The sequence below is a fragment of the Streptomyces sp. NPDC005141 genome (assembly GCF_053599975.1).
This window is the reverse complement of sequence record NZ_JBSFYW010000040.1, coordinates 14,610-27,192: the sequence shown is the minus strand read 5'-3', so window position 1 is coordinate 27,192 and position 12,583 is coordinate 14,610. Positions and strand designations below refer to the sequence as shown.

Below are 12,583 nucleotides of genomic sequence, written 5' to 3'. Positions count from 1 at the left end.
TTGGCGGCGCTACGGTCACGGTCATGCCTGCCGACACCGTCTCCGTCACGGGTTGGGGCCGCACCGCCCCGACCTCCGCCCGTCTGGTCCGCCCGCGCACCTACGAGGAGGCGGCGGCCGCCGTCCGGGAATGCGGGGCACGGGGAGGGATCGCCCGAGGGCTCGGGAGGGCGTACGGCGACGCCGCGCAGAACGCGGGCGGGGCGGTGCTCGACATGACGTGCCTGGACCGGATCCACGCCATCGACGTGGCCGGCGGCACGGTCCTGTGCGACGCGGGGGTGTCCCTGCACCGGCTCATGGAAGTCCTGCTCCCCCTCGGCCGGTTCGTGCCCGTGACGCCGGGGACCCGCTATGTGACCGTGGGCGGCGCGATCGGCGCGGACATCCACGGCAAGAACCACCATGTGTCGGGCTCCTTCGCCCGGCACGTCCTCTCCTTCGAGCTGCTGACCGCGGACGGCGAGATCCGGACGGTCGGGCGCGGCACCCCGCTGTTCGACGCCACGGCGGGGGGCATGGGGCTGACCGGTGTGATCCTCACGGCGACCGTCCGCCTCCAGCCGGTGGAGACCGCCCTGATGTCCGTCGACACCGAACGCGCGGTGGACCTGGACGACCTGATGGCCCGGCTCACCGCCACCGACCACCGGTACCGCTACTCGGTCGCCTGGATCGATCTCCTCGCGCGCGGGGCGCGGATGGGGCGCTCGGTCCTGACCCGCGGCGATCACGCGCCGCTGGACTCGCTGCCCCCACGCGCGCGCAGACACCCGCTGACGTTCCGCCCCTCGCAGCTGCCGGCCGCCCCCGCCTTCGTACCCGAAGGGCTCCTCGGGCGGACGACGGTGGGCCTCTTCAACGAGCTCTGGTACCGGAAGGCGCCCCGCGCGCGGACCGGTGAACTCCAGCGGATCCCGGCCTTCTTCCATCCCCTCGACGGGGTCCCCCACTGGAACCGCGTCTACGGGCGCGGCGGCTTCGTCCAGTACCAGTTCGTCGTCGGACACGGCCGGGAGGAGACCCTGCGCCGGATCGTGCGGCGCATCTCCGAACGCCGCTGCCCCTCCTTCCTCGCCGTCCTGAAGCGCTTCGGAGAGGGCGATCCGGGCTGGCTGTCCTTCCCCGTGCCCGGCTGGACCCTCGCCCTGGACATCCCGGCGAACCTGCCCGGCCTCGGCGCCTTCCTCGACGAGCTGGACGAGGAGGTGGCGGGCGCCGGAGGGCGCGTGTACCTCGCCAAGGACGCGCGGCTGCGGCCCGAACTGCTGGCCGCGATGTATCCGCGGCTCGACGCGTTCCGGTCCCTGCGGCAGGAGTTGGACCCACGAGGAGTCTTCACCTCCGACCTGTCCCGCCGACTGTGCCTGTAGCCCGGCGTTCCCGGTCGCCCGTCTTCGTTCCCTCGTCTCAAGGAGCTGTCATGAAGGACGCTTTCGGTATCCCCCAGTCCCTGCTGATCCTCGGCGGTACGTCCGAGATCGCGCTGGCCACCGCGCATCGGCTGATCACCCGGCGCACCCGTACGGTGTGGCTCGCCGGACGGCCGACGCCCGCCCTGGAGGAGGCCGCCGAGCAGCTGCGCGCGCTGGGCGCGGACGCCCGTACCGTCGCCTTCGACGCCCTCGATCCCGAGTCCCATGAGGCCGTGCTCGGCAAGGTCTTCACCGAGGGCGACATCGACATGGTGCTGATGGCCTTCGGAGTGCTCGGCGACCAGGCCGTGGACGAGAAGGAGCCGGTCGCGGCGGTGCGGGTCGCGCAGACGAACTACACGGGCGCGGTGTCGTCCGGCCTGGTGTGCGCGCGGGCGCTGCAGGCGCAGGGGCACGGCTCCCTGGTGGTGCTGTCCTCGGTCGCGGGCGAACGCGCCCGCCGCTCGAACTTCATCTACGGCTCCAGCAAGGCGGGCCTGGACGCCTTCGCGCAGGGCCTGGGCGACGCCCTGTACGGCACGGGCGTGCACGTCATGGTCGTACGCCCCGGGTTCGTCCGTACGCGGATGACGGCCCATCTGGCGGAGGTGCCGCTGTCGACCACTCCGGAGGCGGTGGCCGCGGCGATCGAGCTGGGGCTGAGGCACCGTTCCGAGACGGTGTGGGTGCCGGGGGCGCTCCGGATGGTCATGTCGGCGCTGCGGCACGCGCCGCGAGCGGTGTTCCGGCGGCTGCCGATCTGAGGTTCCGCGGACGGCCGTGACCACGGAGGCCGGGGCCCGGGGCGTACGGGCCGGTCGTCCTAGAGCGCCGGGAGTGTGGTGTCCCGCTCGGGGGCGCCCGCCTGCGGGGGTACGACGGCGCTGCCGAAGGCGAACTCGCGGAGCTTGCGCCACACGTCGTCGGCGCCCTGCTCGTAGAGGGCGAATCCGGTGCAGGGCCACTGGGCCTCGTATCCGGAGAGCGCCTCGAAGGCGCGGTCCATCGCCTCGTCCTCGATGCCGTGCGCCACGGTGACGTGCGGGTGGTACGGGAACTGCAGCTCGCGGGCGACGGGTCCTGAGGCGTCCCTGACCTGCTTCTGCAGCCAGGTGCAGGCCTCCGCGCCGTCGGCCACCCGTACGTACACGACGGGCGACAGGGGGCGGAAGGTGCCGGTGCCGGACAGCCGCATCAGGAACGGGCGTCCGGTGGCCGCGACCTCGACGAGGTGCGCCTCGATCGCGGGCAGCGCCGCGTCGTCCACCTCGGTCGGCGGCAGCAGGGTGACGTGCGTGGGGATACCGGAAGCCGCGGGGTCACCGAAGCCCGCGCGCCGCTCCTGGAGCAGGCTGCCGTGAGGCTCCGGGACCGCGATCGACACGCCGATCGTTACGGTCCCCACGTCGTCTCCTGTCGTTGTTCGATGGTCCGGGCTGTGCGGTGGTACTGCGCGGGCAGGGGCGGTTGTGCGGCCTGCCCGGCTATCGACTGTACGGCGGTATCGCCCGCAATCGGCTGCCGTACGAGTGTCGCGCTCGTCTCGTACTGACTGCCGAGGGGGCTGTGGTAGAGGGCCGTGCCGCCACCTCGGGGCGGCCGGACGGCCGCGGGTACGGTGGCGGCCCCGGCCGTCAGTGCTTGGCGGGCAGGAATCCGACCTTGTCGTAGGCCTGGGAGAGCGTCTCCGCGGCGACGGCACGGGCCTTCTCGGCGCCCTTGGCCAGGATCGCGTCGAGGGTCTCCGGGTCGTCCAGATACTGCTGGGTGCGCTCCCGGAACGGCGTCACGAAGTCGGTCATGACCTCGGCCAGGTCCGTTTTCAGCGCACCGTAGCCCTTGCCGGTGTACTTCTGCTCCAGTTCCCCGATTCCGGTCCCGGTGAGGGTCGAGTAGATGGTCAGCAGATTGCTGATACCCGGTTTCCCCTCCGTGTCATACCTGATGACCGTGTCCGTGTCGGTGACCGCGCTCTTGACCTTCTTGGCGGTCGCCTTCGGCTCGTCGAGCAGATTGATGAGCCCCTTCGGCGTCGAGGCCGACTTGCTCATCTTGATCGACGGGTCCTGGAGATCGAAGATCTTCGCCGTCTCCTTGAGGATGTACGGCTTGGGGATCGTGAACGTCTCGCCGAAGCGACCGTTGAAACGCTCCGCGAGGTCGCGTGTGAGCTCGATGTGCTGGCGCTGGTCCTCACCGACCGGGACCTCGTTGGCCTGGTACAGCAGGATGTCCGCGACCTGGAGGATCGGGTACGTGAAGAGGCCGACGCTCGCGCGGTCGGCGCCCTGCTTGGCCGACTTGTCCTTGAACTGGGTCATGCGGGAGGCCTCGCCGAAACCGGTGAGGCAGTTCATGATCCAGGCGAGCTGCGCATGCTCGGGGACATGGCTCTGGACGAAGAGCGTGCACCGCTCCGGGTCGAGGCCGGCGGCGAGCAGCTGCGCGGCGGCGAGCCGGGTGTTGGCACGCAGGTCCGCGGGGTCCTGCGGAATCGTGATCGCGTGCAGGTCGACGACCATGTAGAACGCGTCGTGGGACTCCTGGAGGGCCACCCACTGACGGACGGCGCCGAGGTAGTTGCCGAGGTGGAACGAGCCTGCCGTGGGCTGGATTCCGGAGAGCACGCGAGGACTGTCAGAGGCCATGTTCACCATTCTCTCAGGTGCCGGGGCCCGCTCCGGAACTGGCTGGAAACAGTTGCGCCGCGGGTGGGAACCGATGGGCCGCGGGCGGTGTAGCAAGAGTGTGAGGACGCGGGAGGGGGGCCGCATCGTCGTAGACGAGGCCGTGGTGATCGCACGTGTACGCGCCGGGGAGCCGGAGGCGTACGCGGAGCTGGTCCGTGCCCACACGGGCATCGCGATCAGAGCGGCCAGGGCGCTCGGAGCGGGTGCGGACGCGGAGGACGTGGTGCAGCAGGCCTTCATCAAGGCGTACTGCTCCCTGGGGCGATTCCGGGACGGCTCGGCTTTCAAGCCGTGGCTGCTGTCGATCGTCGCCAATGAGACGAGGAACACAGTGCGGACGGCGGTGCGTCAGCGGACGCTGGCCGGCCGGGAGGCCGCGCTGGCGGAGGCGGCGCCGCCGATACCGGAATCGGCGGACCCGGCGGTCGCGGCGCTGGAGTCCGAGCGGCGCGCCGCGCTGCTGGCCGCTCTGGAGCAGCTGAGCGAGGACCACCGCCTCGTCGTCACCTACCGCTATCTCCTGGAGATGGACGAACCGGAGACGGCCCAGGCCCTGGGCTGGCCGCGCGGCACGGTGAAGTCCCGGCTCAACCGCGCCCTGCGCAAGCTGGGCCGGCTGCTGCCCGCTTTCGAATCCCGGGAGTCCCGGGAAGGGGGTGACGAGCGTGAGTGAGTCCTACGAGGACGGAGGTGGCGCGGAGTCCGGCCGCGAGCGGGCCCGGCCGGCCCGTGCGGACGTCTCCCGGCTGCCGGACGAGCTGCGGGCGCTCGGGCGGTCGCTGGACGGTCCGGGTGCCGACGGCGACGAGTCGATGGTCGAGCGGGTGCTGGAGGACATACTCGCGATGGGGGTACCGCCCGTGCCTTCCGGGCGGCTGGAGGGGATCCGGGTCCCACCGGCCGGGACTGCGGGGCCCCGCGAGCGGCTGCGCGCGGTGCGCCGCTGGGCGCGGGCCCGCCGACGCGCGCTCACCGCGGGCCTGTGCGGAGTGCTGGCGGTCCTCGTGCTCACGCCCCCGGTGCGGGCGGCGGTCGTCGACTGGTTCGGCTTCGGCGGGGTCGAGGTGCGGTACGACCCGTCGGCGGTGCCCTCGGCCGGGGCCCGGGTGCCGGGGTGCCCCGGGCGCTCGCTGACGCCGGCGCAGGCCGGGCGGCGGGCCGGGTTCGAGCCTCTCGTGCCCGATGCCCTCGGCGCGCCGGACGCGGTGACCGTGACATCCGGGCCGGGAGGACGGCTGCTGATGAGCCTGTGCTGGCGCGAGCACGGACACACGGTCCGGATCGACGCGTATCCGGCGCGGCTGGACATCGGCTTCACCAAGACGGTGCGGGAGCCGCCGGAGTGGCTGCGGCTGGACGGCGACGAGGAGTTCGGCGACCCGGCGCTGTGGTTCCCGAAGCCGCACCTGCTGAGCTTCTGGCTCGTCGACGCGGACGGCGACCGCTTCACCCGCTCCGAGCGGACCGCCGGGCCCACGCTGCTGTGGACGCACGACGGCGACGTGACGCTCCGGCTGGAGGGAGTGTCCTCGAAGAAGCGGGCGCTGGAGATCGCCAGGTCGGTGAAGTAGCCGGGCTCGCCGCCGGGCCGGACTCGGAATTCGCGGACGCCGGACGGGAACCCCGGCCGGTCGAGCGGTGTACCAGAAGTGACACACGACGTGCGGACGGGCCGCACGTCGATCCACCGGCCGGGCGGGGGTTCCATGCGCAGAGTTCGTGAACTGCTCACGGTGGTGGGGGCGTTGGTGGCGGGCCTCGCGGTGGCGCTGTCGGCGGCACCGACGGTTGGTGGGCGATACCCGGCGCGGCGGCCGGGGCACTGCCGGCCCGGATACGCCGCCCTCATCGGGGGGAGCCTCGACAGGAGCCGCGGGACGTGTGAGGTGCCGGTCGGACGAGGGGGACATATGAGGGTCCGGGTCGAACGGATCAGGAACGGGGTGCGGGTCCTGTTACTCGTGTCCACGGCATTGGCCGCGCTCGGCGCAGCACGGGCCCCCGCCTCGGCGGGCACCTGGGGGCTCGGGAAGGGCGACAGCCCGGACATGGCCCTGGTGATCGCCGGTGACACGGGGCGGACGACCACGCTGCACGCCGAGGAGCGGGACTTCGGACGGCTGTGGCGGCTGCTGTCGCCCCGGTACACGGGGACCGAGAGGGTGCCCGGAGCGTGGACGCACGGCCGCTTTCCGGAGGTGCGGGTCACCGTGATCTGGGGGCTGACCGGTGTCGGGGGCTGGCCGCAGACCAGTCGGGCGCCCGGCGGCGATGTCGCCATCGAGCGCCAGGACCAGGTGTTCCTCGCGCCGGACGGTACGCCGTGGGTGCGTTCGGATCCCTCTCCCGATGTGGTGGACGACGACATCCGCTGGCATCGGGCGCCGAGCTCGGTGTTCGGGCAATTGGCGGAGGAGGGGAGGCTGTTCGGTTCCCGGCCCGCGGCGGTGGCTGCCGTTGCGGAGCCGGACGCGGTGGAGCGGGCGCGGTGGGTGCTGCCCGGACTCGCGGTGGGCCTGGCTCTCGGCGTCGGCGTTCCGTGGTTCATACGCCGCGCGGCGGCCCGGCGTGAGGACGCAGGGCCGCCGCGGGAGCCACGACAGGAGCTGATCGACTTGTAGGGACCGGACGGCCGAGTGCCTCGGGCCGGTCCGGGACCGGGTCGGCCGGTCCCCGGTCCGGTGCGTCAGCCGAGGTCGATCTCCGGGTAGAGCGGGAAACCGGTGAGCAGGTCGGTGGCCCGGTGGGAGATCTCGTCGGAGATCTTCGCGTCCAGGACGTGCTGGGCCTTGGAAGGGGCGCCCTTGGCGGTGGTGCCGGCCTCGGTCGCGGTGAGGACACGGTCGATCAGACCGGCGATCTCGTCCATCTCGGTCACGCCGAGACCACGGGTGGTCAGAGCGGGGGTGCCGATGCGGATGCCGGATGTGTACCACGCGCCGTTGGGGTCGGCCGGGATGGCGTTGCGGTTGGTGACGATGCCCGAGTCGAGCAGGGCGGACTCCGCCTGACGGCCGGTCAGGCCGTAGGAGGAGCCGACGTCGATGAGGTTGAGGTGGTTGTCGGTGCCGCCGGTGACCAGGGTCGCGCCGCGGCGCATCAGGCCTTCGGCGAGGGCGCGGGAGTTGTCGACGACGGCCTGGGCGTAGTCGCGGAACTCGGGGCGGCGGGCCTCGGCTAGCGCGACAGCCTTGGCGGCCATGACGTGGGGAAGGGGGCCACCGAGCACCATCGGGCAGCCGCGGTCGACCTGCTCGGCGAGGGTCTCGTCGCACAGGACCATGCCGCCGCGCGGGCCGCGGAGCGACTTGTGCGTGGTGGTGGTGACGATCTGGGCGTGCGGGACCGGGTCGAAGTCACCGGTGAGGACCTTGCCCGCGACCAGGCCGGCGAAGTGGGCCATGTCGACCATCAGGGTGGCGCCGACCTCGTCGGCGATCTCCCGCATGATGCGGAAGTTCACCAGGCGGGGGTAGGCGGAGTAGCCGGCGACGATGATCAGCGGCTTGAACTCGCGGGCGGAGGTGCGCAGGGCCTCGTAGTCGATGAGGCCAGTGGCGGAGTCGGTGCCGTAGGAGCGCTGGTCGAACATCTTTCCTGAGATGTTCGGGCGGAAGCCGTGGGTGAGGTGGCCGCCGGCGTCCAGGGACATGCCGAGCATGCGCTGGTTGCCGAAGGCCTGGCGCAGTTCGGCCCAGTCTGCCTCGGAGAGGTCGTTCACGTTGCGGACGCCGGCCTTGGCGAGTGCCGGGGCCTCGACGCGGGCGGCCAGGACGGCCCAGAAGGCGACGAGGTTGGCGTCGATGCCGGAGTGCGGCTGGACGTAGGCGTGCTCGGCGCCGAACAGTTCGCGGGCGTGCTCGGAGGCGAGGGCCTCGACGGTGTCCACGTTGCGACAGCCGGCGTAGAAGCGGCGGCCGATGGTGCCCTCGGCGTACTTGTCGCTGAACCAGTTGCCCATGGCCAGGAGGGTGGCCGGGGAGGCGTAGTTCTCGGAAGCGATCAGTTTGAGCATGTCGCGCTGGTCGGCGACTTCCTGGCCGATGGCGTCGGCGACGCGGGGCTCCACGGCCCGGATCACGTCGAGGGCGCTGCGGAAGGCGGTGGACTCGGTGGAAAGGGGCTCTGGCATGACGGCCTCCGGACGTGGCGTTCAGCGTTCACGGGTCGGCCCAGGCGCACGGCACTCGGTTGCCACGACTCCTCGCCCGGACACTCCGGGTCCCTCAGGACGGCCTGATTCTCCGTTCCGAGGTCCGGGGTGGCCCCCGGGAAGTCACAGCGTGGGTGCCGCTCCCCGATGGTCGGTCCCATCCCAGCGCGCCAGTCACGGCCCCGCCGGTCAGCCTACCGGGCGCGCCGGATCGCCGGGGTCCCCGGTCCACCATGCGAGCGACGATAGGAAATAGGCCACAAGCCCGTCCCCGAGCGGGCATCACGTGCCCGCGCCCGGGGAGAACGCGCCGTGCGGCGTGCCGGGGAGGACCGTGCCGCTCCCCCGCGCCGCTCGTCAGAGAACGGAGATCCCGTGACCGCCATGGATGCCAAGGAGACGACGGAGGCCTTCATCGCCTCGGCCGACGCGCACAGCGCGCACAACTACCACCCGTTGCCGGTCGTCGTGGCGACGGCGGACGGGGCCTGGATGACGGACGTCGAGGGACGCCGCTTCCTCGACATGCTGGCCGGATACTCGGCCCTGAATTTCGGCCATGGCAACCGGCGGCTGATCGAGGCGGCGAAGGCCCAGATGGACCGGGTGACGTTGACGTCGCGGGCGTTCCATCACGACCGGTTCGCGGACTTCTGCCGGGAGCTGGCGTCGCTGTGCGGCATGGAGATGGTGCTGCCGATGAACACCGGCGCGGAGGCGGTGGAGACGGCGGTGAAGACGGCCCGGAAGTGGGGCTACCGGGTCAAGGGCGTCCCCGCGGAGATGGCGAAGATCGTGGTCGCGGGCAACAACTTCCACGGGCGCACGACGACGGTCATCAGCTTCTCGACGGACCCGGAGGCGCGGGCGGACTTCGGCCCGTACACACCGGGGTTCGAGATCGTGCCGTACGGGGACCTGACGGCGCTGCGGGGGGCGGTCACGGAGAACACCGTGGCCGTGCTGCTCGAACCGATCCAGGGAGAGGCGGGCGTGCTCGTGCCGCCGGCCGGCTATCTGCCGGCCGTGCGGGAGCTGACACGGGAGCGCGATGTGCTGTTCGTCGCGGACGAGATCCAGTCGGGGCTGGGGCGGACCGGCCGGACGTTCGCGTGCGAGCACGAAGGCGTGGTGCCGGACATGTACGTCCTCGGGAAGGCGCTCGGCGGCGGGGTGGTGCCCGTGTCTGCGGTGGTGTCGAGCGCGGAGGTGCTGGGGGTGTTCCGGCCCGGGGAGCACGGGTCGACGTTCGGGGGGAATCCGCTGGCCTGCGCGGTGGCGCTGGAGGTGATCGCGATGCTGAGGTCGGGCGAGCACCAGCGGTGGGCCGCCGAGCTCGGTGAGCATCTGCACCATGAGCTGGGGGTGCTGAAGGACTCGGGTCATGTCACCGCGGTGCGCGGGCGCGGTCTGTGGGCGGGCGTCGACATCGCCCCGGAGTACGGCACGGGCCGGGAGATCTCCGAGAAGCTGATGGACCGGGGTGTCCTCGTCAAGGACACCCACGGCGTCACCGTCCGGATCGCCCCGCCCCTGATCATCAGCAAGGAGGACCTGGACTGGGGACTCGCCCAGCTGCGGACCGTGCTGGGGGCGTAGGGACGGCGCCCGTCGCCCGGGGCGGGCCGCTAGAGGATCACGTGGGGCAGGAAGCGGGCGTACTCGTCCGTGATCGGGCCGGCCGACTCCCGGATGCCGAGGCCCGCCGACTCGTCCTCGACGACCCAGGCTCCGAGGACGACACGGTTGCCGTCGAAGGACGGGAGCGGTGCCAGCTCCTGGTAGCAGCAGGCCTCTTCGCGTTCGACGGGGGCGGCGCCGGGTTCGTGGATCGTCACACCGGCGCCCTCGCGGCCGAGCAGGGGCTTGGCGACGTACCCGTTCGTCCGGGCCAGCTCGCGGGGGCCGTCGAGATAGGCCGGGAGGAGGTTCGGGTGGTCCGGGTAGAGCTCCCAGAGGATGGCGAGGAGGGCCTTGTTGGAGAGGAGCATCTTCCAGGCGGGCTCGATCCACAGGGTCGTGCCGGTGCCGCCGCCGTTGTCGAGGGTGTCCAGGACATGGCCGGCGAAGTGGTCGGAGGTGAGCCACTCCCAGGGGTAGAGCTTGAAGCAGCTGCGGATGAAGCCGAGCCGGTTGTCGACGAAGCGCCCGGAGAGGGGGTCCCAGCCGATCTCCTCCATGGAGATCCAGTCGGTGGCGAGGCCGGCTTGTTCCGCGGTCTCCTTCAGGTAGGCGACCGTCATCAGGTCCTCGCCCAGCTCGTCGGCGGCGGAGTGCGCGAAGTAGAGGGGGCTGCCCGGCGGAAGGAGGGCACCCTGCTTCTTCCAGGCGGCCACGAGGCGTTCGTGCAGGGAGTTCCACTGGTCGGCGCCGGGGAAGCGGTCCTCCATCCAGAACCACTGGGGGCTCGCGGCCTCGACCAGCGAGGTCGGCGTGTCGGCGTTGTACTCGAGGAGTTTCGCCGGACCCGTGCCGTCGTAGCGGAGGTCGAAACGGCCGTAGACGGACGGGAGTTCGGCGCGCCGGTGCCAGGCTTCGGCGACGGCCGCCGCGACCCGCGGATCGTCGATGCCGAGGTCGGCGAAGCGTCCTCGCTCGACGATGTGGCCGGCCGCCGCGAGGCACATGCCGTGCAGTTCCTCGACGACCTCCTCCAGCGCCTCCACCTCGGGGAGGGAGAGGGCGTAGTAGGCGCTCTCGTCCCAGTAGGGGCGCAGGGAGTCGTCGGGGTGGCGGGTGAGCGGGTAGACGAGTCCCTGCTCCTCGACGGTCTGCTGCCAGCCGGGGCGGGGGGCGATGGTGCGGCGTTCCATGGGTGCGTCGGTTCTCTGTTCGGCGGGTGGGGCGGGCGCGTTGCGTACACGCCGGACGCGCCGCGTGCGGGCCCGCGCGCGTTGCTTACGCGTCGGACACGCCGCGTGCGGGCCTGTTGGGCGGTGGGGCGACACGCCCGCCGATCAGCCCCCGGAGCCGCCCTTGCCGCCGCCGAAGCCGCCGCGGTGCACGCCGCCGCCCGAACCGCCGGAGCCACCGGGTTTGGTGAAGGAGCCGCTGTCGATCCAGCCGCTCTTCTTGTTGCCGCCGTAGTACCAGGTGCCGTGGGACGAGGTGTTGGTGGACTTGCAGTTCTCGTCGGCGACGACCTTGTAGCCCTTGCCGAGGTTGTAGCTGTCGCGGTCGACGCAGCGCTTGTCGGGGTCCGAGGAGCAGGCGGTGAGCGCCGCCGCGAGGAGGCCCATGCCGCCCAGGACGACCGTGCCCGAGCGCAGTTGGCGTCGTACGTCTGCCATGTCCGTTCCCCCGTTTGTTCTGTGCAGATCATGTTTTGGTTGAAGAGGAACAGATTAGAGATCGCGTACGGCCCGTCTGCGGCAGCCCCCCGGGAAGCACCGTCCCCTACAGTCGCTTCGTGCTCTTTGGAATGATCTGCGCCCTTGGCGCCTCGGTCTGTTTCGGTACGGCGACGGTTCTGCAGGCGATGGCCGCGCGGGCGGTGGGCGAAGACGGGAAGGGCGGCGGGGCCGTCGGCGCGGCGGCACTGCTGCTGCGGGCGCTGCGGCAGTGGCGGTATCTGGCGGGACTGGGCCTCGACGGGGTCGGGTTCCTGCTGCAGATCGCCGCGCTGCGGTCGCTTCCCATCTACGCCGTCGGCGCGGCCCTCGCCGCGAGCCTGGCCGTGACCGCGGTGGTGGCCTCGCGGCTGCTCCATGTGCGGCTGAGCCGGGTCGAGTGGGGCGCGGTGGCGGTAGTGTGCGCCGGGCTCGCGATGCTCGGGCTGGCGTCCGGGGCGGAGGGGGACCGGACGGGGTCCCTGGCGTTGAAGTACGCGGTGCTGGGGACGTCCGTGGCCGTTCTGGTGCTGGGGCTCCTCGGTGGGCGGCTGCCCGACCGGGGGCGAGCGCTCGCGCTGGGACTCGGGGCCGGGTTCGGCTTCGGCGTGGTCGAGGTGGCCGTGCGGCTGATCGAGGACCTCGATCCGGGGACGCTGCTGTCCAATCCGGCGACGTACGCGCTGCTGATCGGTGGCGGGGCGGCGTTCCTGCTGCTCACCACGGCTCTGCAGCGAGGTTCGGTGACGACGGCCACCGCGGGGCTGGTCATCGGGGAGACCATCGGGCCCGCGCTGGTGGGGGTGGTCTGGCTGGGCGACCGTACCCGGGAGGGGCTGACCTGGCTGGCGGTTCTCGGTTTCGCGGTGGCCGTGGCGGGGGCCCTGGCACTGGCGCGGTTCGGCGAGGCGCCGGAGACGTCGGAGGAACGGGAGGCGGAGGCGGAGGCGTCGGAGGAAGCGCCGGAGGCGTGAGAGCGCCGCGCGGTTGCCCTCC

12 protein-coding genes are annotated in these 12,583 nt (G+C 71.9%); 7 read left to right on the top strand and 5 right to left on the bottom strand.

Annotated features, from left to right (window positions below; all coding sequences use genetic code 11):
• Positions 1–23 precede the first annotated feature (23 nt).
• A complete protein-coding gene (locus tag ACWD68_RS27330) occupies positions 24–1,373 on the top strand; it encodes an FAD-binding protein (RefSeq protein ID WP_451809112.1) in 1,350 nt (449 codons plus the stop codon).
• Between the two features lie 50 nt (positions 1,374–1,423).
• On the top strand, positions 1,424–2,179 hold the full coding sequence (locus tag ACWD68_RS27325) for a decaprenylphospho-beta-D-erythro-pentofuranosid-2-ulose 2-reductase (RefSeq protein ID WP_451809111.1): 756 nt from the start codon (positions 1,424–1,426) through the stop codon (positions 2,177–2,179).
• A 59-nt stretch (positions 2,180–2,238) separates the two neighbouring features.
• On the opposite strand, the gene ACWD68_RS27320 is transcribed toward ACWD68_RS27325, so the two are convergent.
• Positions 2,239–2,820, bottom strand: a complete 582-nt coding sequence (locus ACWD68_RS27320) for a 2'-5' RNA ligase family protein (RefSeq protein ID WP_451809110.1) — start codon at positions 2,818–2,820, stop codon at positions 2,239–2,241.
• Between the two features lie 229 nt (positions 2,821–3,049).
• Positions 3,050–4,063 carry a tryptophan--tRNA ligase gene (trpS, locus tag ACWD68_RS27315; RefSeq protein WP_451809109.1) on the bottom strand — a complete coding sequence of 338 codons (1,014 nt, stop codon included), beginning with the start codon at positions 4,061–4,063 and terminating at the stop codon, positions 3,050–3,052.
• A 145-nt stretch (positions 4,064–4,208) separates the two neighbouring features.
• Between trpS and ACWD68_RS27310 the strand changes: the two genes are divergently transcribed.
• From ACWD68_RS27310 to ACWD68_RS27300, 3 genes are all read left to right on the top strand, one after another.
• Positions 4,209–4,778, top strand: a complete 570-nt coding sequence (locus ACWD68_RS27310) for an RNA polymerase sigma factor (protein ID WP_451809108.1) — start codon at positions 4,209–4,211, stop codon at positions 4,776–4,778.
• A complete protein-coding gene (locus tag ACWD68_RS27305; RefSeq protein WP_451809107.1) occupies positions 4,771–5,676 on the top strand; it encodes a hypothetical protein in 906 nt (301 codons plus the stop codon). The genes ACWD68_RS27310 and ACWD68_RS27305 overlap by 8 nt, the downstream gene beginning before the upstream one ends.
• A 390-nt stretch (positions 5,677–6,066) precedes the next feature.
• Positions 6,067–6,726: a hypothetical protein gene (locus tag ACWD68_RS27300; protein WP_451809106.1), complete on the top strand. Its 660-nt coding sequence runs from the start codon at positions 6,067–6,069 to the stop codon at positions 6,724–6,726.
• Between the two features lie 65 nt (positions 6,727–6,791).
• Here ACWD68_RS27300 and ACWD68_RS27295 read toward each other — a convergent pair whose 3' ends face one another.
• Positions 6,792–8,237 (bottom strand): glycine hydroxymethyltransferase, encoded by a 1,446-nt coding sequence (locus tag ACWD68_RS27295; RefSeq protein ID WP_451809105.1) that lies wholly within the window; start codon positions 8,235–8,237, stop codon positions 6,792–6,794.
• Positions 8,238–8,642: 405 nt separating this feature from the next.
• On the opposite strand from ACWD68_RS27295, the gene rocD reads away from it, so the two are divergent.
• Positions 8,643–9,857, top strand: coding sequence for an ornithine--oxo-acid transaminase (gene rocD, locus ACWD68_RS27290; RefSeq protein WP_451809157.1), 1,215 nt, complete (start codon positions 8,643–8,645; stop codon positions 9,855–9,857).
• 29 nt (positions 9,858–9,886) lie between these two features.
• On the opposite strand, the gene ACWD68_RS27285 is transcribed toward rocD, so the two are convergent.
• Both ACWD68_RS27285 and ACWD68_RS27280 read right to left on the bottom strand, forming a co-directional pair.
• Positions 9,887–11,071: a glutathionylspermidine synthase family protein gene (locus ACWD68_RS27285; RefSeq protein ID WP_451809104.1), complete on the bottom strand. Its 1,185-nt coding sequence runs from the start codon at positions 11,069–11,071 to the stop codon at positions 9,887–9,889.
• Positions 11,072–11,215: 144 nt separating this feature from the next.
• Complete coding sequence (locus tag ACWD68_RS27280) at positions 11,216–11,548, bottom strand: hypothetical protein (protein ID WP_451809103.1); 333 nt, start codon at positions 11,546–11,548, stop codon at positions 11,216–11,218.
• Positions 11,549–11,679: 131 nt separating this feature from the next.
• Here ACWD68_RS27280 and ACWD68_RS27275 point away from each other — a divergent pair, with 131 nt between their 5' ends.
• Complete coding sequence (locus ACWD68_RS27275) at positions 11,680–12,561, top strand: DMT family transporter (protein ID WP_451809156.1); 882 nt, start codon at positions 11,680–11,682, stop codon at positions 12,559–12,561.
• The last annotated feature ends 22 nt before the right edge of the window (positions 12,562–12,583 follow it).